Annotated in this window: 20 protein-coding genes; 11 read left to right on the forward strand and 9 right to left on the reverse strand. The window is 72.1% G+C overall.

Going from position 1 to position 21062, the window contains the following annotated elements; genetic code table 11:
- Positions 1 to 28 precede the first annotated feature (28 nt).
- From OG798_RS13080 to OG798_RS13090, 3 genes are all read right to left on the reverse strand, one after another.
- Positions 29 to 910 (reverse strand): hypothetical protein, encoded by an 882-nt coding sequence (locus OG798_RS13080; protein ID WP_097226463.1) that lies wholly within the window; start codon positions 908 to 910, stop codon positions 29 to 31.
- 37 nt (positions 911 to 947) lie between these two features.
- Positions 948 to 2465 carry a hypothetical protein gene (locus OG798_RS13085; RefSeq protein ID WP_095855860.1) on the reverse strand — a complete coding sequence of 506 codons (1518 nt, stop codon included), beginning with the start codon at positions 2463 to 2465 and terminating at the stop codon, positions 948 to 950.
- A 245-nt stretch (positions 2466 to 2710) separates the two neighbouring features.
- Positions 2711 to 3415, reverse strand: coding sequence for a GntR family transcriptional regulator (locus OG798_RS13090; protein ID WP_121416755.1), 705 nt, complete (start codon positions 3413 to 3415; stop codon positions 2711 to 2713).
- A gap of 172 nt (positions 3416 to 3587) precedes the next feature.
- Here OG798_RS13090 and OG798_RS13095 point away from each other — a divergent pair, with 172 nt between their 5' ends.
- The 5 genes from OG798_RS13095 to OG798_RS13115 are packed head-to-tail and all read left to right on the forward strand — an operon-like array spanning position 3588 to position 8057.
- On the forward strand, positions 3588 to 4907 hold the full coding sequence (locus tag OG798_RS13095) for an MFS transporter (protein WP_261686380.1): 1320 nt from the start codon (positions 3588 to 3590) through the stop codon (positions 4905 to 4907).
- The gene (locus tag OG798_RS13100; RefSeq protein WP_328757026.1) at positions 4904 to 5734 is read left to right on the forward strand and encodes a putative hydro-lyase; all 831 of its coding nucleotides are present in this window, start codon (positions 4904 to 4906) and stop codon (positions 5732 to 5734) included. The genes OG798_RS13095 and OG798_RS13100 overlap by 4 nt, the downstream gene beginning before the upstream one ends.
- Positions 5735 to 5764: 30 nt before the next feature.
- Positions 5765 to 6523, forward strand: coding sequence for a LamB/YcsF family protein (locus OG798_RS13105; protein ID WP_328757028.1), 759 nt, complete (start codon positions 5765 to 5767; stop codon positions 6521 to 6523).
- Positions 6520 to 7191 carry a 5-oxoprolinase subunit PxpB gene (gene pxpB, locus OG798_RS13110; RefSeq protein WP_328757030.1) on the forward strand — a complete coding sequence of 224 codons (672 nt, stop codon included), beginning with the start codon at positions 6520 to 6522 and terminating at the stop codon, positions 7189 to 7191. The genes OG798_RS13105 and pxpB overlap by 4 nt, the downstream gene beginning before the upstream one ends.
- A complete protein-coding gene (locus OG798_RS13115) occupies positions 7188 to 8057 on the forward strand; it encodes a biotin-dependent carboxyltransferase family protein (protein WP_328757032.1) in 870 nt (289 codons plus the stop codon). Before pxpB ends, OG798_RS13115 begins: the two co-directional genes overlap by 4 nt.
- A 27-nt stretch (positions 8058 to 8084) precedes the next feature.
- Here the strand turns inward: OG798_RS13115 and OG798_RS13120 are convergent, their stop codons facing one another.
- From OG798_RS13120 to OG798_RS13140, 5 genes are all read right to left on the reverse strand, one after another.
- On the reverse strand, positions 8085 to 8942 hold the full coding sequence (locus OG798_RS13120; protein ID WP_097226458.1) for an SGNH/GDSL hydrolase family protein: 858 nt from the start codon (positions 8940 to 8942) through the stop codon (positions 8085 to 8087).
- Positions 8939 to 10093, reverse strand: a complete 1155-nt coding sequence (locus OG798_RS13125; protein ID WP_095855852.1) for a glycosyltransferase — start codon at positions 10091 to 10093, stop codon at positions 8939 to 8941. Before OG798_RS13125 ends, OG798_RS13120 begins: the two co-directional genes overlap by 4 nt.
- Entirely contained in the window at positions 10090 to 11214 is a 1125-nt protein-coding gene (locus tag OG798_RS13130) for a glycosyltransferase family 4 protein (protein WP_121416751.1), read from the reverse strand. Before OG798_RS13130 ends, OG798_RS13125 begins: the two co-directional genes overlap by 4 nt.
- 139 nt (positions 11215 to 11353) lie before the next feature.
- Positions 11354 to 12772, reverse strand: coding sequence for a HEAT repeat domain-containing protein (locus OG798_RS13135; protein WP_328757035.1), 1419 nt, complete (start codon positions 12770 to 12772; stop codon positions 11354 to 11356).
- A gap of 300 nt (positions 12773 to 13072) precedes the next feature.
- Positions 13073 to 13465, reverse strand: a complete 393-nt coding sequence (locus OG798_RS13140) for an ankyrin repeat domain-containing protein (RefSeq protein ID WP_067366209.1) — start codon at positions 13463 to 13465, stop codon at positions 13073 to 13075.
- 358 nt (positions 13466 to 13823) lie between these two features.
- Here OG798_RS13140 and OG798_RS13145 point away from each other — a divergent pair, with 358 nt between their 5' ends.
- Positions 13824 to 14018: a hypothetical protein gene (locus OG798_RS13145; protein ID WP_054236250.1), complete on the forward strand. Its 195-nt coding sequence runs from the start codon at positions 13824 to 13826 to the stop codon at positions 14016 to 14018.
- Positions 14019 to 14055: 37 nt separating this feature from the next.
- Entirely contained in the window at positions 14056 to 15621 is a 1566-nt protein-coding gene (locus tag OG798_RS13150) for a hypothetical protein (RefSeq protein ID WP_267061273.1), read from the forward strand.
- Positions 15622 to 15843: 222 nt separating this feature from the next.
- Here OG798_RS13150 and OG798_RS13155 read toward each other — a convergent pair whose 3' ends face one another.
- On the reverse strand, positions 15844 to 17343 hold the full coding sequence (locus OG798_RS13155; protein ID WP_121416749.1) for an SCO1417 family MocR-like transcription factor: 1500 nt from the start codon (positions 17341 to 17343) through the stop codon (positions 15844 to 15846).
- A 59-nt stretch (positions 17344 to 17402) separates the two neighbouring features.
- Here OG798_RS13155 and yczE point away from each other — a divergent pair, with 59 nt between their 5' ends.
- The 4 genes from yczE (at position 17403) to OG798_RS13175 (ending at position 20954) form a co-directional block, all read left to right on the forward strand.
- A complete protein-coding gene (yczE, locus tag OG798_RS13160) occupies positions 17403 to 18167 on the forward strand; it encodes a membrane protein YczE (RefSeq protein WP_373559011.1) in 765 nt (254 codons plus the stop codon).
- Positions 18164 to 18931, forward strand: coding sequence for a glycerophosphodiester phosphodiesterase (locus OG798_RS13165; protein WP_328757038.1), 768 nt, complete (start codon positions 18164 to 18166; stop codon positions 18929 to 18931). The genes yczE and OG798_RS13165 overlap by 4 nt, the downstream gene beginning before the upstream one ends.
- A gap of 43 nt (positions 18932 to 18974) precedes the next feature.
- Positions 18975 to 20324: an MFS transporter gene (locus OG798_RS13170; protein ID WP_328757039.1), complete on the forward strand. Its 1350-nt coding sequence runs from the start codon at positions 18975 to 18977 to the stop codon at positions 20322 to 20324.
- 255 nt (positions 20325 to 20579) lie between these two features.
- Positions 20580 to 20954 (forward strand): RNA polymerase-binding protein RbpA, encoded by a 375-nt coding sequence (locus tag OG798_RS13175; protein ID WP_003977404.1) that lies wholly within the window; start codon positions 20580 to 20582, stop codon positions 20952 to 20954.
- The last annotated feature ends 108 nt before the right edge of the window (positions 20955 to 21062 follow it).

Genomic DNA, 21062 nt, shown 5'->3' on the forward strand with positions numbered 1-21062 from the left:
TAGGGGAGATACGTAGCGGAGGGTGGGTTCAGGAGTGGAACGGCAGGCCTGCGTCGGCCACCAGCTCCAAGTCGTCGGTGTGCTCGGCGGGCAGCAGCGTCGGGGTCCCGTCGGTCACCGGGACGACGCCCAGCTCGAGGAGCTCGGCCATCGCTGCGCTGCCCGCCATGTCCCGCACCTGGAGCTGATAGCGGGCCGTCGTCCGGTACGTCCCCCCGGAGTCGTCCCCGGTCCGCTGGAGGAATCCGGAGTCGGTGAGGAAGGCGACGGCCTTGCCGATGATGCCGGTGGTCGAACCGGACAGTCTTCGCGCGTCCTTGGTGGCGCCGGTGGAGCTGCGCCGTGCCCAGATCCGCCAGGCCGCCTCCAGGCCGGGCGCCTCGGTCGCCGGATCGGTGTTCTCGCCCTGCTGCTCGGCCCGCTCCTCCAGACGGCGGCAGGCCTGTCGTACGAACGCGTCGACGCCGTTGACCGAGACCCGCCCGATGTACCCGTCGTCCGCGAGGTCCTCGGGGCGTGGGAAGGCCATCGCGGCGACGGCGAGGTGGGCGAGGCCGTGCAGGAAGCGGTCCGCGGAGTCGGCCGAGGTACGGCGGGCGTAGTCGCCCATCCGGACGGCGAACACCGAGTCCTCGGCGGCCGTCACCGCCATCCCCGCGCGCGGGGACACCTCCAGCACGACCAGCCCGAGCCCGGCGGCCACGGCGTCGGCGAGCCGGGCGAACGCCGGGTCCTCGCGGTACCGCCGCAACAGCTCCGCGTACTCCTGGTCCCGCGCGGGCTGCAGTTTGGGCTGGAGCCCGAAGGCGACGAGCCGCGCCGCGTCGGCGGCGTCGGCGGGTGTGACGGGAGCGTTCGCCGGCGCGGCGACGGCATCCGGCTCACTCCACTCGACGTGCTGCTCGGTCACGACAGAGGCTCCTTGTACAGAGTTACGAGGCTGGGATTCACGACCGATCCGCCGCCATCCCCGCCGCGTCCAGCAAAGCCATCCCCACTATCAGATCGGCCCCGCCGAACTCGGGATCATCGAGCTCGACCCCGTCATCCACGGCGAACAACAGCTTCTCCTCACCCTGCCGATACGCGGTGCCGACCGGCGGACTGGCCGCGTGAACGGCCAACAGGGCGACGAGGTAGGGAAGTTCGGGATCCCGGCGGCGCGCTTCGGCCAGCAGCCCGGAAAGCCGTCGCGGCGCGTCCGCCGGCAGATCCAGCAGCTCCATCGCGGAGGCGAGCTGCTCCTCACTGAACCGACTGTCGTCCGGCGTGGCGATCAGGTCCGGCTCGGGCATCTCCGCACCGAGGTGCTCCCGCTCCAGGGGCGGTGTCAGTAGGAGCTCGACAAGATCCCCCACCCGTACGGCCACCGGCGTACGCAGCCCCGTCCCGCGCCCGAAGAACGCGTCCGTCACGCGCCGAGCCTGTGCGACGGGCAGCGGCAGAACGGGCGCCACGAGGTGGCCGTAGAGGTCGATCCCCGAGGTCGTCATGGGTGTGGCGAAGGCCTGCCGGTCCTGCTCGGCGCGGAACAGGGGCCCGGCCTCCAGGAGCCGTGACTGCAACTGCGTGTGCCGGCGGATGCAGTCCTTGACGATGTCGACGAGCTCGGCGGCGCGACGCTTCTGCTCGGGGTCCTCGGACTCGTCGCGGGCCTTGCGGATGTTGGTGAGGATCGCGTTCTCGTGGCGGTAGCGGTCGGCGACGTGGTCGAGCGCCTCGGCGATCATGTCGGGCACCGCCTGGAGCCAGTCGACGGCCCGCACATTGCGCCGGGTCGCGTCGAGCGCCCTGCGGAGCGTCTCCGAGTACTGCACGGTCCGGTACCGGGCCTGCTCGGCGGCGAGCTGGGCGTCGGCGAGGCGGCCGCGGCTGATCAGCACCTCGAGCTTGACCTCGGCGGCGATCTGCGCGCTGGTGACGTCGGTGTCGAGGGCGCCGACGAGGACGTTGACCGCCTCGTCCGTCGTACGGAGGTAGACGGTCCCCCCGTACCCGGGCACCTCCTCGATCAGCTTGAAGTCGTAGTCGCGGCGCACATAGGAGCCGTCGGGGGCGAAGGTGCCGTATACGGCCCGGAAGCCGCGGTCGACGCTGCCGACGTTGATCAGGTTCTCCAGGACCCACCTGGCCACGCGCTCGTGCTCGGCGACGGGGCGCTGCGGGGCCTGCGCGGCGATGCGCGGGATGAGCCGGGCCACTATCTGGTCGTGGTCGGCGCCCGTGTCGAAGTCCATGTTCAGTGTGACGAGGTCGATGGCGGCGAGGGCCACCTCGGCCATCCCGTACACCGTGTACTCGCCCGCGAGATTCGCCTTGCGCACATCGAGGTCGTGCAGCGGCGCCGTGCATGCGAGCGCGCGCAGCCGCCGCGCCAGGCCCTCGTCGGCGGCCGGGCCCGGAGCGGGGCGCGGCCCCGCGCTGAGCTGGGGCGGAACGCTGTCCGTCGATGCAGGCGAAGTCACGGTGCACAGACTAGGTCCTCGGTCTGACAACGGTCGAAACGACGCAGAAGCGACCGCCGTCACACCAGCTCCACGCAGCACGTCAGCAGCACGTCACACGGACTCCACACAGCGCCTCACGCCGGTTGCGCGCCGCACGTCACACCGGCTCACACAGCGCCTCGCGATCGCCACCTCACGAGGGCAGCGGCGAGTGCGGCGGAGCGAACCGCCGCCGCGGCCGTCCCCGAGAACCACGACCCGGCTCAGCCGATCCCTTGCGCCCCGTCGGCGACCCGCCGCGCATAGGCCTCGACGACCCCTGTGAGCGAGTCGTCGAGATAGACCGCGAGCAGTTGCTCGGCCCCGTCACGGTCGCCCGCCCGGAGCGTCTTGAGGATCTCATGGTTGCGCGCGAGGTACGGCTCGTGGAGCCGCCGTGGGTCGGCCACCACGTGGAAGGCGAGGCGCAGTTCGGCGAAGACGCTGCGCATCAGTTCGTCGGTGCGGTCGCTCCCGGCGAGCGCCACCAGTTCCCGGTGGAAGTGGATGTTGGCCGTACCGACGCCTTTCCAGTCACCTTCGCGCGCCGCCCGCTGCCCGTCGGCGACGGCCTGGGCGAGGTCGTCCACGGCGTACGGCGGCTCGCCGAGGCCTCGGACCACGGCGCACTCGACGAGGGTGCGGGTGCGGTAGATGTCCTCGACGTCCTCGACGGTCAGCACCCGTACGAAGACCCCGCGGTTGAGCTCGTGCACCAGGAGTCGTTCGTGCGTGAGCAGCCGGAACGCCTCGCGCAGTGTGTTGCGGGAGACGCCGAGCGCCCCGCCGATGCTGTCCTCGGACAGTCGTGTCCCGGGCGGGAAGTACCCCTCGGCGATACGGCTCCTGAGGATGTCCGAGACCCGCTCGGCGGTGCTGGTGCGGCCCAGCAGGGCGCGATCGTCGGCCAGTCCCGTCAGCTCTGCCATGCCCGGAATTCAATCGCAGAAATAAGAACGAAACAACACGGGTATTGAGGGATCGTTCAACGATCCTCTACCTTGCTACACACGGCGCCACCCGCTCACCCGAGCGCCGACGACTTCCGCACGGCACGGCTCAGTCCTCAAGCACCCTCCGTCCTCCCACTGCGAGGTGCCCATGAGCACGACCCCTCCACCACAGGCCCTGACCACCGGCGCACACCCCGAAGCGGGTGAACTCTCCTCGGACGACGGCGCGTTGGCCTGGCTGCGCGCCCTCGGTCCGCAGGGCCGCAGGGCGTTCGCCGGCGCGTTCGGCGGCTATGCCCTGGACTCGTACGACTACTTCACGCTGCCGCTGAGCATGGTCGCGCTGGCGGCGTACTTCGGCCTGGACAGCGGCCAGACCGGTCTGTTCACCACCGTCACGCTGGTCGTCTCGGCGGTCGGCGGCGCGATCGCGGGTGTCGTCGCGGACCGGATCGGACGTGTCAAGGCACTGATGATCACCGTGATCACGTACGCGGTGTTCACGGTGGCCTGCGGTTTCGCGCCCAACTACGAGACGCTGCTGGTCTTCCGTGCCCTTCAGGGCCTCGGTTTCGGCGGTGAGTGGGCGGTCGGCGCGATCCTGGTCGCCGAGTACTCGAGCGCCCGGCACCGGGGGCGCACGCTCGGCGCGATCCAGAGCTCCTGGGCCGTCGGCTGGGGGCTGGCGGTGATCGTCTACACCCTGGTCTTCCAGTTCCTCGGCGACGACCTCGCCTGGCGCGTGATGTTCTGGACCGGCGCGCTGCCCGCACTGCTCGTCGTGTGGGTGCGGCGCCGGGTGCAGGACGCCCCGGAGGCGGCCGCCGTGCGCGAGAAGAGCGCGGAGAAAGGCTCGTTCGCCGCGATCTTCAAGCCCGCCTCGGCCGACGGCCCCGGCCTGCTGCGCACCACCTTCTTCGCGGTCCTGCTCTCCACCGGCGTCCAGGGCGGCTACTACACGCTGGCCACCTGGGTGCCCACGTACCTGAAGACGGAGCGCGGTCTGTCCGTCGTCGGCACCGGCAGCTACCTCACGTTCCTGATCTCCGGGGCCTTCATCGGCTACCTCACCGGCGGCTATCTCACCGACAAACTGGGCCGCAAACGGAACATCCTGCTCTTCGCGATCCTCTCCGCGGCCTGCATCCTCACCTACGCCAACATTCCGAGCGGCGCCAACACGCTTCTCCTTGTGCTCGGTTTCCCTCTCGGCTTCTGCATGTCGGCCATCTTCAGCGGGTTCGGCTCCTTCCTCAGCGAGCTGTACCCGTCAGCGGTGCGCGGCACGGGCCAGGGCTTCACGTACAACACCGGGCGCGCCGTGGGGGCCGCCTTCCCCACCACCGTCGGCTTCCTGGCCGACAGCTGGGGTGTGGGCGGCGCCCTGGTCTTCGGTGCGATCGGCTACGCCCTCGCCGCCCTGGCACTGATCGGACTCCCCGAGACGCGTGGGAAGGAACTGCTGTGAAGCACACCCTCCAGGAACGCCCTTCGAGCCTCCTCCACATCGACGGCCATGCGCACCGGTGGACCCCCAAGGAGGCGCGCGCCAGGTTCCGTTCGGGCGTGTCCGGCCCCACCGCCGGAGTCGCCACCGGCCACACCCAGGCGAACCTGATCTCGGTGCCCGCCGACTGGGCGTACGACATGCTGCTGTTCTGCACGCGCAACCCGAAGTCCTGCCCGGTCCTCGACGTCACGGACGCCGGCTCCTGGACCACCCCGCTCGCCCAGGACGCGGATCTGCGCACCGACCTCCCGCGCTACCGGGTGTGGGAGCACGGCGAGTTGGTCGACGAGCCCACGGACGTGATCGACCGCTGGCGCGACAACCTGGTGTCGTTCATCATCGGATGCAGCTTCACCTTCGAGTGGGCGCTGACCGAGGCGGGCGTCCCGATGCGCCACATCGAGCAGGGCCGCAATGTCTCCATGTACGTGACGGAGCGCGAGAGCCGCCCCGCCGGGCGACTGCACGGGCCGATGGTGGTGTCGATGCGCCCGGTCCCTCCCGAGCATGTGGCCGCGGCGATCAGGGAGAGCAGCCTGCTGCCCGCCGTGCACGGCAGCCCGGTGCACTGCGGCGAGCCGTCGGGGCTGGGCATCGAGGATCTCTCGCGCCCCGACTTCGGCGACGCGGTGGACGCCGAGCCGGACGACATCCCGGTGTTCTGGGCCTGCGGGGTGACACCCCAGGCGGCCGTGATGGCGTCCCGCCCGCCCTTCGCCATCACCCACGCACCGGGCCAGATGTTCCTCACCGACGCCCGCGACGAGCAGTACCGCGTGGCCTGAGAACAACCTACGAAGGAGAGACCGCACCTCATGACCCCGATCGACCTCAACGCCGACCTCGGCGAGGGCTTCGGCCGCTGGCGGCTGACCGACGACGAACAACTGCTGTCCGTCGTGACCAGCGCCAATGTGGCCTGCGGCTTCCACGCCGGGGACGCGGCCACCATGCGGCGGGTGTGCGAGCTGGCGGCCGAGCGGGGTGTACGGATCGGCGCCCAGGTCTCCTACCGCGACCTGGCGGGCTTCGGGCGGCGCGCGATGGACGTGCCGCCCGACGAGCTGGCGGCCGAAGTGGCCTACCAGATCGGCGCCTTGGAGGTCTTCGCACGCGCGGCCGGGGCGTGCGTGTCGTACGTGAAACCGCACGGCGCGCTCTACAACCGCGTCGTGCACGACGAGGACCAGGCGGCGGCGGTCGTCGAGGGCGTGCTGCTCGCGGACGCCGCGCTGCCCGTCCTCGGCCTCCCGTCCTCCCGGTTCCTGAAGCTGGCCGAGCAGGCCGGACTGCCCACCACCACGGAGGCGTTCGCGGACCGCGCCTACACCGAGCAGGGCACCCTGGTGCCCCGCACCCAGGCCGACGCGGTGATCACGGACCCCGAGGCGGTCGTCGAGCGCTCGCTGGGCCTGGCCCGCTTCGGCACGGTCACGTCGCACTCCGGGGCGCGCATCCCGGTCCGCGCCCGCTCATTGTGCCTGCACGGCGACACCCCGGGCGCGGTGGACCTGGCACGTCGGGTCCGCGCGCGTCTGGAGTCCTCGGGTGTCCACGTGAAGGCCTTCGTATGAAGGCTGTTCCGACCGCCCACGACACGCAGACGTCTCCGGCGACCGGCGGCACGAGGGCGCTGCCGGTCGGTGACCACGCCCTGCTCGTCGAAGTCTCCTCGGTCGCGGCGGCCCAGGCCCTGCACGCCGAACTGCTGCGCCGCCGCGCCGAGGGCTCGCTCTCGGCCGCGGAGATCGTGCCCGCGGCCCGCACGGTCCTCCTGGACGGTCTGGAGGACCCCCGGCGGCTGGCGGAGCAGCTCCCCAGGTGGGAGATCCCACCGCACGCCGCGCGCGCGGAGGAGGCGATCGAGATCCCCGTACGGTACGACGGTCCCGACCTGGCGGATGTCGCGGCTCTGTGGGGAGTGCCCGAGCACGAGGTGCCCGCGATCCACGCGGCGGACGAGTTCCGAGTCGCCTTCTGCGGGTTCGCGCCCGGCTTCGGCTATCTCACAGGGCTGCCGGCCCGGTACGACGTGCCGCGCCGGGCGACTCCGCGGACGGCGGTTCCGGCGGGTTCCGTGGCGCTCGCGGGCCCGTACACGGGCGTCTACCCACGCTCCTCCCCCGGCGGCTGGCAGCTGATCGGCACGACGGACACGGTGCTCTGGGACCACGCGCGCGTGCCGGCCGCACTGCTCGCCCCGGGGACGCGCGTCCGGTTCGTACCGGTGGGGTGCTCATGACCGACCGGGCCCTCGCCGTCGTGCGCGCCGGGGCCCTGACCACCGTCCAGGACCGGGGCCGCCCCGGCCACGCCCACCTCGGCGTGCCCCGCTCCGGCGCGCTGGACGCACCCGCCGCGGCGCTGGCCAACCGGCTCGTCGGCAACCCCGTCGAGGCGGCCGCACTGGAGACGACGCTCAACGGATGCGCCCTGCGTCCGCGTTCGGCGGTCACCGTGGCCGTCACGGGCGCGCCCTGCCCGGTCACGGTGGGCGGCCGTCCGGCGCCCTGGGGAGCGCCCGTGCGCGTCCCCGCCGGAGCGCTGCTGGACATCGGCCCGGCCCGCGCGGGGGTACGCAGTTATGTGGCCGTCGCCGGCGGAGTCGCCGTGGATCCGGTCCTCGGCAGCCGCTCCACGGACCTCCTCTCGGGGCTCGGTCCGCCGCCGCTCACGGACGGCACGGTGCTGCCTCTGGGGCGCCCCGACGGCGTGCACACGCGTGTGGACGTGGTTCCGCATCCGGGGCCGCCCTCGGAGCTGGTCCTGCGGGTGACACCGGGCCCGCGCGACGACTGGTTCACGGCCTCGGCCCTGCGGACCCTGGCGACGGGCACCTACCGGGTGTCCTCCGCGAGCAACCGCATAGGGCTGCGTACGGAAGGGCCCTCACTGGAGAGGGCCGTTTCCGGCGAACTCCCCAGTGAGGGCATGGTGCTGGGCGCCGTGCAGGTGCCGCCCGACGGCAGACCGGTCGTCTTCCTCGCCGACCATCCGACCACCGGGGGGTACCCGGTGATCGCGGTGGTCCGTGGCGCCGACCTCCCCGCGGCCGCTCAGGCGGTCCCGGGCACGCCGGTGCGCTTCATGGTCGTACGCCGCCGCTGACGGGCGTCGGCCCACCGCCTCGAACCGTCATGCCGCGTCCGGCTGTTCCGCCACCGAGAGGGCGGCCAGCGCGGACGCCACGGCGTGCGAGGCACTGAGGTCGAGCCGGGCGCTGGTGCCGCGCGCCCGGTGGCGCACCTCGGCGGCGGCCAGGGTGAGCAGTTGCGGCAGCAGGTCGGTGCACCGCCGGGCCACCCACCCCGTCCCCGCGGTGGCCAGCCACCACAGACTGGCCGACCGTGTGGGCGCGGGGAACTCCGGCTCGGCGGAGGGGGTGTCCCCGGTGGCGATGCCCTCCTGTTCGAGCAGCGCGTGGAAGCGCAGGGCGAGTTGCCGGTGCCCCCGCTCCCCCGGGTGCAGCCGGTCCGCGCTCCACATCGCGCGGTCCATGAGCCAGGCACCCTCCGCCGCGTGCAGATGCACGGCTCCGTGGCGCTCGGACAGGGCGTGCACGACCGTGTTGACGGCCCGCTGCCGCCGGGCCAGGGGCCTGGCCAGCACCCCCGGCAGCCCGAGCATCGCGCCGGGATCCGGCAGGCAGGCGGTCAGCAGGACGGCGCCCTGGGCCCGGAACGCCGCGTACACCCGGTCGAGCCGCGCGGCCACGGCGTGGATGTCGAAGGTGCAGCGAAGGGTGTCGTTCACACCGATCACGACGGACACCACGTCCGGGCCCAGGGCCAGCGCCGCCGGGGTCTGCCGTTCCAGGACGTCGCGCGTCTGGGCCCCGCTCACCGCGAGGTTGGTGAACTCCACGGACGTGTCCGGGCCGTCGGACAGCCCGTCGACGAGCAGCGCGGCCCAGCCCCGCCAGGCCTCGCCGACGGGGTCGCCCACGCCCTCGGTCAACGAGTCACCGAGGGCGACGAACCGAAGGGGTCTCATCCGACGCCCTCCTGGAGGCGAGGCCGGGACTCGACCACCGCGTCGTGCGCGGCGAGGAACGCCTCCACGGCGGTGCCCCAGCCGAAACACTCCGCACGCGCGCGTGCGGCTTCCCTGCGCGCGGCCTCGGGGCGCCCCAGGAGCAGGCGTACCGCGTCCGCGAAGGAGTCCCCGCTGTCCGCGGCGGTGGCTCCGGCGGACCCGACCACCTCCGGCAGCGCCGACACCGCGCTGGCCACCACGGGCGTACCGCAGGCCATCGCCTCCAGGGCGGCCAGCCCGAACGTCTCGGCGGGCCCCGGAGCCATGCACACGTCGGCGGAGGCCTGCAACGCGCCGAGCAGCGCGCGGTCGGCGACATGCCCGAGGAAGGTGACGGGCAGTCGCCGCTCCCGGGCCCGCTGTTCGAGCCGGGCCCGCAGCGGCCCGTCCCCGGCGACGACGAGCACGGCACGCTCGCCCCGCCGCAGCAGCGCCTCCAGCGCGTCGAGCGCCGTACCGGGCCTCTTCTCCACGGACAGCCGGGAGCACATCACGAGCAGCACCTGGTCCGCGCGCGCGTACCGCTCGCGCACCTCGCGATCGCGCAGCCCGGGGTGCCGGCCGACCAGGTCGACGCCCAGCGGGGCCCGTACGACATTGCGGGCCCCGATGCGGACGAACTCGCGCTCCGCGAACTCCGTGGTGCACACGACCCGCGCGTAGGTGTGCGCCGTACGGATGTTGAGGGCGTCGGCGGCCTTGCGGGCCATTCCCTCGGAGAGCCCCCAGGTCCGCAGCACTCCGTCGGCGGTCTCGTGGGAGACCATGACCGCGGGCACCCGGGCGCGCCGCGCCCAGACCCCGGTCCAGCGCAGGGTGGTCCGGTCGGAGACCTCGAGGCGGTCGGGCGCGAGCGACTCCAGGACGCGGGCGACCCTCCGCTTGTCCGTGAGGACGCGGTAGCCGCCGGTTCCGGGCAGCAGCGGACCGGGCAGCGTGATGACCCGCCCCTGCTCGGTCTCGCGGTCGGTGGCACGCTCGCCGGGGATGATGAGCACGGGCTCGTGTCCGGCGGCCAGGTAGCCGCTGCCGAGCTCCCGCAGGGCGGTGCGCAGACCGCCCGACGCGGGGGCGACGAAGTTGGCCAGCCGTACGATGCGCAGGCTCATGCCGCCACCACCGTCCGTGCGGAGAGCACGTCGGCGTAGTGGTCGATGAGCTGGTCACCGACGGCCGCCCAGGTGCGGCCCTCGACGGTGGCCCGCCCGGCGGCGCCGTAGGCCGCTCGCAGCGCCGGATCGGCGGCGAGCGCCCCCACCGCGTCGCGCACGGCGGCCTCGTCGCGGGGCGGCACCAGCAGCCCCGTACGGCCGTGTGCGACCAGGTCCAGGGGTCCGCCCGCGGCGGGTGCGACGACCGGTACGCCGCTGGCCATGGCCTCCTGGACGGTCTGGCAGAAGGTCTCGAAGGGGCCGGTGTGCGCGAAGACGTCCAGGGAGGCGAAGATCCGGGCGAGTTCGTCGCCGGTGCGACGCCCGAGGAAGACGGCGCCGGGAAGCGCCTCGCGCAGGCTCGTCTCGCTGGGCCCGTCGCCCACGATCACGACGCGTACGCCTTCCAGGCCGCAGGCTCCGGCGAGCAGTTCGACCTGCTTCTCGGGGGCGAGCCGGCCGACGTAGCCGACGATGAGTTCACCGTTCGGCGCCAGTTCGCGCCTGAGGGCCTCGTCCCGGTGCTCGGGGCGGAAGCGGACGGTGTCCACACCACGCGGCCACAGCCGCACCCGGGGCACACCGTGTGCCTCCAGGTCGTGCAGGGCCGCGCTGGACGGGGCGAGCGTCCGGTCGGCGGCGGCGTGGACGGAGCGTATGCGCCGCCAGGCGGTTGCTTCGCCCGCGCCCACGTACGTACGGGCGTAACCGGCGAGGTCGGTCTGGTAGACGGCGACGGCGGGGACGCCGAGCCGGGCGGCGGCCGCCATGCCGCGGACGCCAAGGATGAAGGGACTGGCCAGGTGGACGATGTCGGCGCGGTGTTCGGTGATCGCGGTGGCGACGCGTCGGCTGGGGAGAGCGACACGGACCTGGGGGTAGCCGGGGAGCGGTAGGGAGGGGACACGGACGACGGGGCACGGCGCGAGGGCGTCGGGCCCGTGCCCGGCCGCCGTGGCCGGGGCGACGACGAGGGGAGCGTGACCGCGATCGACGAGGTGCCGGGCGGTCTGGAGCGCGCAGTGGGCCACGCCGTTCACATCGGGGGGAAAGGATTCGGTCACGATGACGACACGCATACCCGTGTTGTCGCCGTGCTGGACGTGGCCGCGTCAACGTCGATCTTTCCTACCGGGGAACGCCCCGTGAGCGTTGTACTGCACGCTTTTCCAGGCCAGCCCGCGGCCACGCCCTCCTGACCCGCGAGTCACTTCGCGTTCACACGGCGGGTGCGTCGGGCCCGATCCGGCTGCGAACGGCTGTCTGTACTTCCGCTTCCTCGGCCGGATCCGACGCCAGCCGCCGCAACTGATCGACGACGCGCGCGTCACCGGTTTCGGCGTGTCGAGCGGCCACCTCGCGGGTCGACTCCTCGCAGTCCCACAGGCACTCGACGGCGAAGCCGGCGGGGAAGGAGGGGTCGGTGGCGGCGAGGGCGCGGGCGGCTCGCCCGCGCAGATGGGAGGACGCCGTCTCCCGGTAGACATGGCGCAGTACGGGTGCGGCGCAGACGATGCCGAGGCGTCCGGCTCCGTCGACGAGGGTCCAGAGTGTGGGTGCGTCGGGGCCTTCGCCCCGTACGGCCTCACGCAGGGCGCCCAGCACCAGTTCGCTGTCCTTGGTGCCGCCCCGGCAGGCGAGCATCCGTCCCGCGGCGGCGCCGAGGGCGTCGGGCCGCTCGGCCCACCGTCGGGCCCGCTCGACGGCGGCGACACTGCGCATACGTTCGAACGCGTCGACGGCGGCCTCCCCGACGGTCACCGTGCCGCCGGTCGCGGCGGCCTCGATCAGGTCGAGAGCGTCCGGATCCTTGCTGTCGGCGAGGTAGCGCAGAGCGGTACAGCGGGCTCCGTCGCCGCCGTCCCGGGCGGCCTGGAGAATCTCGGGCCGGTCCTCGGGGCCCGCGACGGCCGTGAGGCAGCGCGCGGCCGGCACATGGAGCGCGGCTCCGCGGTCGAGGCCCTGCTGGGCCCACTCGAACACGGCCCGCACACTCCACCCCGGACGTGGTCCGGTGGGGCGCAGCTGCCGTTGCCATCGGTCGAAGGAGCCCTGTTCCTGGGCGGCTCGGACGCGCGTGGCGATGGATTCGCGGGAGTCGTCCGCCCACAGCCGCCAGGGCCGGGGCTCGAAGGCGTCGCGCACCTGGGCGACGAGCGCGGCCTCGCCCTCCGGATCGGCCGGGAAGCGGGCGAGGACGGGCACGGCGAGGGCGCGCAGTCCCGCGTCGTCGTCGCGCAGGGCCAGCTCGTCCAGGGCCCAGGCCCAGTTGGTGCCCGAGGCGGCGTACCTGCGCAGCAGTTCCAGGGCGTCCCGCCTGCCGTACGAGGCGAGGTGGCCGAGGACCGCGAGGGCGAGCCCCGTGCGTGACTCGCAGTCGTCGAGGATGTCCTCGGCGTCGAAGAGGTGCCGCTCGATCTCGTCGAGCTCACCGCTCAGATCGAGGTAGAGACGGGCGTAGTACAGGGAGCGGTTCTCCACCTGCCAGTCGTGGCGGGGATCGCGCAGCACACAGTGGTTCAGTGCCGCGAGCGCTTCGGCTCGCGGTGCGGTGAGCGCGTGCAGCGTACCGTCGCCGCGGCCCCTCTGAAGCAGGCCGAGCAGCGTACCGCTGGGCGCTATGACCGGATCGAACATGGGAAACAGCCTCACATCAAGCGTCGACGCAACCGGGATCCTGCATTACCTGGCCGCGTGACAACACGTCGGAGCGCCCGCCGTTTCTTGCTTGCTGTAGACCATCTTCCTCTGCCTCTCGTCGGTGGCCCATACGGGCCGCGTCACGGCCCGCGCGGTGCGGCAACACCTGCCCAGCCATCGCGTCCGTGAATCACGACGTCATGATGACTCGGCAGTTCTTCTTGCCGCGACCGTATTTCCGGCGGCCCCGTACCGCCTCCCCCGTTTTCGGTGTTGTACCTGGTCAGCGCGGACGGATCAGCGCGCGCCGAACAATTCGAGTAGTTCCGTCTTGCCGAACATCCGGGCGGTGTCGACGGCCGAGGGGGTGCCCGCGGCCGGGTCGGCGCCGCCGTCCAGAAGCGCGCGGATGACCGCCGCCTCGCCCTTGAAGACGGCCCCCGCGAGGGGGGTCTGGCCGCGGTCGTTGATGCGGTCGGCCTCGGCGCCGCGCTCCAGCAGGGCGCGCACCGCCTCGGCGTGGCCGTGGTAGGCGGCGAGCATCACCAGCGAGTCACCGCGGTCGTTGGTGAGGTTGGCCGGAACACCCGCGTCGACGTACGCCACGAGCGCCTCGGTCTCCCCTCGGCGCGCCAGATCGAAGATCTTGGTCGCCAGCTCCACGACTTCGGGGTCGGGGGCTTCACTCATCAGCCGGACCACCTCTCACAAGGACAACGACAGCTACGTCATGGGGGACTGCGGGAGCGTACGACAGCGGTGGGCTGTCATGCGCAGGTCCGTACGCCGGCGAAGTGTGCGGCCGTACGGGTGATTCGCCAGCGTACTGGCTTCGGCGGCACATGACCGGCGCCGACCGAGGCAAAGATCACCACAAGCCACCCGAGAGCCGACAGGGGCAACAGACCTGCCCAGGGGGCCCGGAACGACTCCGCCGACTGGATGAAATCGACCGAATTTCACTCAGTTGCACCTTTTATCGTATGGATACATCCTGTGATCCTGGAAGTACTCATGGTGACTGTCCCCACGAACCAGGAGAGCACAAATGATTCTGTCCATCTCAGGCGTCGTCCTGCTCGGCATCATCGTCTTCCTCTTCTTCCGCAAGGACGGACTCAAGGCGTCGCACGCCATGGTGTCCTCGCTCTTCGGTTTCTACCTCGCCAGCACGGCCATCGCGCCGAGCATCAAGGCGGGCGGGGAGAGCCTGGCGAGCCTCCTCGGCGGGATCAAGTTCTGACGTCCCTGCCCATCGCACGCACCTTCAGGAGACAGCAGTGGCCCGGCGCCCTCTCCCCCGCATCCTCAGCAACGGCAGCGCACAGATCGCCCGAAGCCGGGAGCTGGCCCGAACGGCAGCCGACAGCGCCACCGACGTCCTCCATCCACTCATCACGGTCACCCGTGGACTGCGCCGGCTGGCAGCCGCCGGCGGGCGCAAGTGGGCCGCCACCCCCAAGGACCGGCGCGGGCCGCTGCTGTTCCTGGTGGCCTCGGTGATCCTGGTCGTGGCGCTGGTGCCGTACGGACCGCTGCTCGCCGCCATCACCCTGATGGCGGCGGCAGCATGGACGGGCCGCCAGCCGGCCTCGTCGGAGCCCACGGGCCCCGACGAGGCGCAGATCCAACGACTCCAGTCGTTGTACGACGCCCTCGTCCCGTACTTCTCCGTGGCCGAGGACCCGGCCCCCCTGTACGCCCACGGCGGCGACTGGGAGAAGGCCTTCCCCACGCACGACTTCGACGACGACGGGCGCGTGTCCCGGCTGCTCATCCGCTACCCGGCGTACTTCACGGACGGCGAGGCGGAGTCCCGGGCCCGGATCGAGCAGCTTCTGCACGCCAAGTCGGGCCGCGGTCGCGAGTACCACTTCGACTGGGACGAGGAGGGCAACGAGCTCACCGTCACCGTCCTCCCGCCGCTTCCCACCGACATCGCCGCCCAGCGATTCGTCACCTCACCCGGCGAGACGGTCCTCGGCTTCACCGACCCGGCCGACGTCCAGCGCACCCTCCCCCTCACCTACGGGGAGGAACAGCGAGACGTCCCCCCGGTCGTCTGGCGCACCGGCATCCGCTCCACCGAGCCGCACCTGCTGATCGCCGGCAATCCCGGCAGCGGCACGACCACACTCGTGCGCTCCATCGCGCTCCAGGCCCTTCAGTACGGTGATGTCGTCATCGTCGAGGGCGGCGGCACCGGCGAGTACGCGTGCCTGACCGGCCGGGCCGGCGTCCTCGCCGTCGAGTCCGGCCTCGCCGGGGCGCTCGCGAGTCTGGAGTGGGCCGCGAACGAGACCGAGCGGCGGCTGATCTCCGCCAACCGGGCGCGGCAGGCGGGGCACCCCGCCCCCGACGACACCAAGAACCCCCTGTGGATCCTGCTCGACCGGCCGAGCGCGCTCGGACACTTCGCCGCCGCCGACGGCCGCAACGATCCCCAGGCACTCCTTCAGGTCCCGCTCCGGCACGGGCGCGCGGCGGGCGTCACGGTCGTCATCGCCGAGCAGTTCGAGGATCTCGAGGCGGTCAGCGAGGCCGTGCAGCAGCACACCCGCGCGCGCGTGGTCCTCGGTCCGGCGTCTCCGGTCCAGCTGGAAGCCGTCCTCGGCGCGCCGCCGCACACCACTCCTACGCGGGAGGTGCCGCCCGGCCGCGGATACGCCCGGCTGGGCGCGGGTCCCGTGCTGCGCCTGCAGGTTCCGGCTACGCCGGACCCCTACGACGACGCCACCAGCGAGACCCATCGACGCGCCGTCCTCGACCTGCTGCCGGAACGCACGACTCCGGCATCGGCAGAGGCGGAGCCGATCCCTGCGGAGGCCGCGGTGGCGGAGGGCTGAGCGGGCTCCCTGGTGGTGGAGTTCGGCTGCCGGTGAGTGGGGGCTGGTCGCGCAGTTCCCCGCGCCCCTGGGCGGGGGCTGCGCCCCCGGCCCCCTATCGGCCTGAACGGCCTCGTCCTCAAACGCCGAACGGGCTGGGAGTCTTCAGGGGCGCGGGGAACTGCGCGACCAGCCCCCACCGGCCCGTAGCCGACGAACCACCCGGGGGGTCCCGGTCGGCCGCTAGGCCACGAACGTGCGGGGGGCTTCGTTGCCCCCGGTCGCGCCCGTCTTCACCAGATGCGCCGCCGCGGCCAACCGCACCGCCGCCTCCTCGGCCACCGCACCCCCCACGGTGAACGGCAGCCGCACGTACCCTTCGAAAGCGCCGTCGACCCCGAACCGCGGCCCGGAGGGCACCCGTACCCCCACCCGTTCGCCCGCCTCGGCGATCCGCGAGCCGGACAGCCCGCCGGTGCGCACCCACAGCGTCAGCCCGCCCCGCGGCACAGTGAACTCCCAGTCGGGCAGCGCACGGCGCACGGCGACGACGAGCGCGTCCCGGTTCTCCCGGGCCTGCGCACGCCGGATCTCCACGGCCCGCTCCCATCCCCCGGTGCTGAAAAGCCAGTTCACGGCCAGCTGCTCCAGCACGGGCGTTCCGAGGTCGGCGTACGCGCGCGCGGCGACGAGACTGCGGATGACATCGGGGGCCGCACGGACCCACCCGATCCGCATCCCCGCCCAGAACGCCTTGCTGGCCGACCCCACGGTGATGACCGTGGACCCGGAGGGGTCGAAGCCGCACACGGGGCGGGGCATCGACAGCCCCTCCTCCAAATACAGCTCGCTCATCGTTTCGTCGACCACCAGTACGGTCCCCGCCGACCGCGCCGCGTCCACCAGGCGGCGGCGCTGATCCTCGTCCGCGAGGGCTCCCGTCGGGTTGTGGAAGTCGGCGACGACGTACGCGAGCCGGGGCGCGGCGTCGCGCAGGACCTGGCGCCAACGCTCCACGTCCCAGCCGGCGAGCCCCTCGGCCATGGCGACGGGGACGAGCCGGGCGCCCGCCTCCCGCATCAGCTGGAGGATGTTGGCGTAGGAGGGGGACTCGACGGCGATGCGTTCGCCGCGCCCGGCGAAGAGATGACAGATGGCGTCGATCGCGCCCATCGCGCCGGTCGTCACCATGATCTGCTCGGGCATGGTCGGAATGCCGCGCGCGGTGTACCCCTCGGCGATCATCGCCCGCAGCGCGGGCAGCCCCGCCGGATAGTCGCCGTGCGTGTGCGCGTACGGTGGCAGCTCCTCCAGGGCGCCCTGCACGGCACGGGTGAGCCAGGGCTCCGGCGCGGGGAGTGACGCGCAGCCGAGGTCGATCATGGAGCCGAGGGCCTCGGGCGGCAGCGGTTCGAGGCCGCGCGCGGGCAGCGGGTTCCCGGCGGGGACGGCCGTCCAACTGCCGGCTCCCCTGCGGGACTCCAGGAACCCTTCGCCGCGCAGCGCCTCGTAGGCCGCCGCGACCGTCGTACGGCTGACGGAGAGGGACAGCGCGAGCTCCCGCTCGGCGGGCAGCCGCGCGGCGACCGGAACCCGGCCTTCGAGGACGAGCAGCCGGATGCCGTCGGCGAGTGCGCGATAGGCGGGCGGGCGGCGGGTACCGGGCCCCGCGGGGCGCTCCTGCTGGGAGTTGAGCAGCCGGGCGAGCTGCGCGGCCCCCATCGCCGAAGTCCACTGCGTCATGATTCCCAGTCCACCTTCCTCGGATTGGCCTTGGATAGCGCCTTCCTTCAGGCCACAGAATGTCACGGGCCAGGCCACCATCACCACCGCGGGTCATCACGGACCCTCACGGGTCACACCACAGGGGGTACCTCTTGTCCACACACGCCGACTCCCCACGCCGGGAACGCAGGGGATCCGGGCGACGGCTTCCTCGTCGCCTCGTCCAGCTGTACGTAGGTCTCGCGCTGTACGGCGCGAGTTCCGCCCTGCTGGTGGAGTCGGGCCTCGGTCTGGAGCCCTGGAACGTGCTGCACCAGGGGCTCGCCGCACTGACCGGTCTGACGATCGGCGTGGTGTCGATCTTCGTGGGGGCGGCGGTGCTGCTCCTGTGGATCCCGCTGCGCCAGCGCCCCGGCCTCGGCACGGTCTCCAACGTGTTCGTGGTCGGCATCGCCATGGACGGCACCCTCGCCCTGGTGCCGGACGCCCACTCCTTGGCCGTACGGATTCCGCTGCTCGTGGCGGGCATCGTGCTGAACGGCGTGGCGACGGGCCTCTACATCTCGGCCAGCTTCGGTCCGGGTCCCCGTGACGGTCTGATGACGGGCCTGCACCGGCGTACGGGCCGCTCGGTCCGGCTGGTCCGCACGGTCCTGGAGGTGGCGGTCGTCGCGACCGGATTCGCGCTCGGCGGCACGGTCGGCATCGGCACGGTGCTGTACGCCGTCGCGATCGGGCCGCTCGCGCAGCTCTTCCTGCGCGTGTTCGCCGTCCGCCCGGCACCGGGCGGCAGCACCGTCGTTGCCGCCGGTCAACCGGAGCGAGCGATACTTCCAGGGTGAGCCCGCGCATACGCCACCCGTACCTCGACCACCCCGGCCCGATCCCCTTCGCCCACCGGGGCGGCGCGGCGGACGGCATGGAGAACACCGTCGCCCAGTTCCACCGCGCGGTGGAAGCGGGCTACCGCTACATCGAGACGGATGTGCACGCGACGTCGGACGGCAAGCTCGTGGCCTTCCACGACGCGACCTTGGACCGGGTTACGGACGGCGCGGGCCGGATCGCGGACCTCCCCTGGGAGGACGTGCGCCAGGCACGCGTGGCGGGCAAGGAACCGGTCCCCCTCTTCGAGGAGCTCCTCGAAACCTTCCCCGACGTCCGCTGGAACGTCGACGTCAAGGCCGAACCCGCCCTCCACCCCCTGCTGAACCTCATCGGCCGCCTCGACGCCTGGGACCGCGTCTGCGTCGGCTCGTTCTCCGAGGCGCGGGTCTTCCGCGCCCAGCGTCTGGCCGGACCTCGGCTGGCGACCTCGTACGGCACCAAGGGTGTCGTCGGGCTGCGGCTGCGCTCGTACGGCATCCCTGCGGCGCTGCGCGACTCGGCGATCGCCGCCCAGGTGCCCGAGTCCCAGTCGGGCGTGCCGGTGGTCGACCGGCGCTTCGTGCGCGCCGCCCACGCGCGCGGCCTGCAGGTCCACGTGTGGACGGTCAACGAACCCGATCGTATGCACCGGCTCCTGGACCTGGGCGTCGATGGCATCATGACCGATCACATCGACACGCTGCGCAGGGTCCTGGAGGACCGGGGCACCTGGGTCTGAGCCCCCTCGCGCGGTCCGTTCAGCGGAAAGCGAGGGGCACGGGGTGGGCACCGAGACCGTGTGGGCACAGGCGACCGACGAGGTCACCGAACGGCGGCGGGAGCAGCGTGGCTGGTACTTCTACGACTGGGCGTGCTCCGTCTACTCGACGAGCGTGCTCACCGTGTTCCTGGGCCCCTATCTCACGGCCGTCGCCAAGCACGCGGCGGACGCGGACGGCTTCGTCCATCCCCTGGGCATCCCGGTCCGCGCCGGCTCCTTCTTCGCCTACGCGGTCTCGGCGTCCGTCATTCTGTCGATCTTCGTGATGCCGATGGCGGGCGCGGCCGCCGACCGCACCGGCCGCAAGAAGCCCCTGCTCGCGCTCTGCGCCTATCTGGGCGCCTCGGCCACCACGGGCATGTTCTTCCTGGACGGCGACCGTTATCTGCTCGGCGGTGTGCTGCTGATCGTCGCCAACGCCTCGGTGGCCGTGTCGATGGTGCTGTACAACTCCTACCTGCCGCAGATCGCGCCGCCCGAGGAGCGTGACGCGGTCTCGTCCCGCGGCTGGGCCTTCGGCTACGCGGCGGGCTCGCTGATGCTGGTCGTGAACCTGGTCCTGTACTCGGCCCACGACTCCTTCGGTGTCTCCGAGTCGACGGCCGTCCGCATCTGTCTGGCCTCGGCGGGCATCTGGTGGGGCACCTTCACCCTCGTACCGCTGAAGCGGCTGCGGGACCGGCCCACCGCATCCGCGGGGCAGGCGCCGGGGCACGGATGGCGGCAGCTGGCGGCCACCGTGCGCGACATGCGGGGCAAACCGCTCACCCTCGCCTTCCTGTTGGCCTACCTCGTCTACAACGACGGGATCCAGACGGTCATCTCGCAGGCGTCGGTGTACGGATCGGAGGAGCTGGGGCTGAGCCAGTCGACCCTGATCGTCGCCGTGCTGCTGGTGCAGGTGCTCGCGGTCGGGGGCGCGCTGGGGATGGGACGGCTCGCACGGACGTACGGTGCGAAGCGCACGATCCTCGGCTCGCTCGTCGCCTGGACCGTGACGCTCGGCGCCGGGTACTTCCTGCCGGCGGGCGAACCGGTCTGGTTCTTCGTCCTGGCCGCCGGGATCGGCCTGGTCCTGGGCGGCAGCCAGGCGCTCTCGCGCTCGCTGTTCTCCCATCTGGTGCCGAGCGGGAAGGAGGCCGAGTACTTCTCCGCGTACGAGATGAGCGATCGGGGGATGAGCTGGCTCGGCCCGCTTCTGTTCGGTTTGACCTACCAGCTGACGGGAAGTTATCGGGACGCGATCATCTCGCTCGTGGCCTTCTTCGTCATCGGATTCGTGCTGCTCGCGAGGGTTCCGGTGCGGCAGGCCGTGCACGACGCGGGTAATCCCGTACCGGACAGGATTTAGCACCTGAGGCCAAAGGCCGGTAGTGTACGCGTTTGGCCTGCCAGGCGTACCGTTACTGCGCGTCAAAGATACTGAAGCGTTGGGTGACATCTGCTGCCAGATGTGACAAACCGGGCGTCGGTGGGTACAACAAGGGGCGGCTACGACGGCGACGCATGACCCGGAACGGGAATCTTTACCGCCGACCGGACGTTGACCGGATGACGACGACAGCGACACCTGTCCTGTGGGCGACAAGCCCGGGAGGCACGATTCATGAGTGAGCGAGCTCTTCGCGGCACGCGCCTCGTGGTGACCAGCTACGAGACGGACCGCGGCATCGACCTGGCTCCGCGCCAGGCCGTGGAGTACGCATGCGAGAAGGGGCACCGGTTTGAGATGCCCTTCTCGGTCGAGGCGGAGATTCCGCCGGAGTGGGAGTGCAAGGTCTGCGGGGCCCAGGCACTCCTGGTGGACGGCGACGGCCCTGAGGAAAAGAAGGCCAAGCCCGCGCGTACGCATTGGGACATGCTGATGGAGCGGCGCACCCGAGAGGAGCTCGAAGAGGTCCTCGAGGAGCGCCTGGCCGTTCTGCGCTCCGGCGCGATGAACATCGCGGTACATCCGCGGGACAGCCGCAAGTCCGCGTAACCCCTCCGGGGGTTGGGCGGCATACCACGCACGCAGCCGCGAGCGCCGTACGCATGTCGTACGGGGCCCGCGGCTCTGTGCGTTGTGCGCGTGGCGGTGCCCCCATCG

Source organism: Streptomyces sp. NBC_00271, assembly GCF_036178845.1.
Lineage (GTDB): Bacteria > Actinomycetota > Actinomycetes > Streptomycetales > Streptomycetaceae > Streptomyces.

Excerpts from the sequence above, each read along its gene's own strand:
- OG798_RS13090 (WP_121416755.1), bottom strand. The coding sequence starts at position 3,415 with ATGGCAGAGCTGACGGGACTGGCCGACGATCGCGCCCTGCTGGGCCGC.
- OG798_RS13095 (WP_261686380.1), top strand. The coding sequence starts at position 3,588 with ATGAGCACGACCCCTCCACCACAGGCCCTGACCACCGGCGCACACCCC.
- OG798_RS13105 (WP_328757028.1), top strand. The coding sequence starts at position 5,765 with ATGACCCCGATCGACCTCAACGCCGACCTCGGCGAGGGCTTCGGCCGC.
- pxpB (WP_328757030.1), top strand. The coding sequence starts at position 6,520 with ATGAAGGCTGTTCCGACCGCCCACGACACGCAGACGTCTCCGGCGACC.
- OG798_RS13115 (WP_328757032.1), top strand. The coding sequence starts at position 7,188 with ATGACCGACCGGGCCCTCGCCGTCGTGCGCGCCGGGGCCCTGACCACC.
- OG798_RS13120 (WP_097226458.1), bottom strand. The coding sequence starts at position 8,942 with ATGAGACCCCTTCGGTTCGTCGCCCTCGGTGACTCGTTGACCGAGGGC.
- OG798_RS13125 (WP_095855852.1), bottom strand. The coding sequence starts at position 10,093 with ATGAGCCTGCGCATCGTACGGCTGGCCAACTTCGTCGCCCCCGCGTCG.
- OG798_RS13130 (WP_121416751.1), bottom strand. The coding sequence starts at position 11,214 with ATGCGTGTCGTCATCGTGACCGAATCCTTTCCCCCCGATGTGAACGGC.
- OG798_RS13135 (WP_328757035.1), bottom strand. The coding sequence starts at position 12,772 with ATGTTCGATCCGGTCATAGCGCCCAGCGGTACGCTGCTCGGCCTGCTT.
- OG798_RS13140 (WP_067366209.1), bottom strand. The coding sequence starts at position 13,465 with ATGAGTGAAGCCCCCGACCCCGAAGTCGTGGAGCTGGCGACCAAGATC.
- OG798_RS13145 (WP_054236250.1), top strand. The coding sequence starts at position 13,824 with ATGATTCTGTCCATCTCAGGCGTCGTCCTGCTCGGCATCATCGTCTTC.
- OG798_RS13155 (WP_121416749.1), bottom strand. The coding sequence starts at position 17,343 with ATGACGCAGTGGACTTCGGCGATGGGGGCCGCGCAGCTCGCCCGGCTG.
- yczE (WP_373559011.1), top strand. The coding sequence starts at position 17,403 with ATGTCACGGGCCAGGCCACCATCACCACCGCGGGTCATCACGGACCCT.
- OG798_RS13175 (WP_003977404.1), top strand. The coding sequence starts at position 20,580 with ATGAGTGAGCGAGCTCTTCGCGGCACGCGCCTCGTGGTGACCAGCTAC.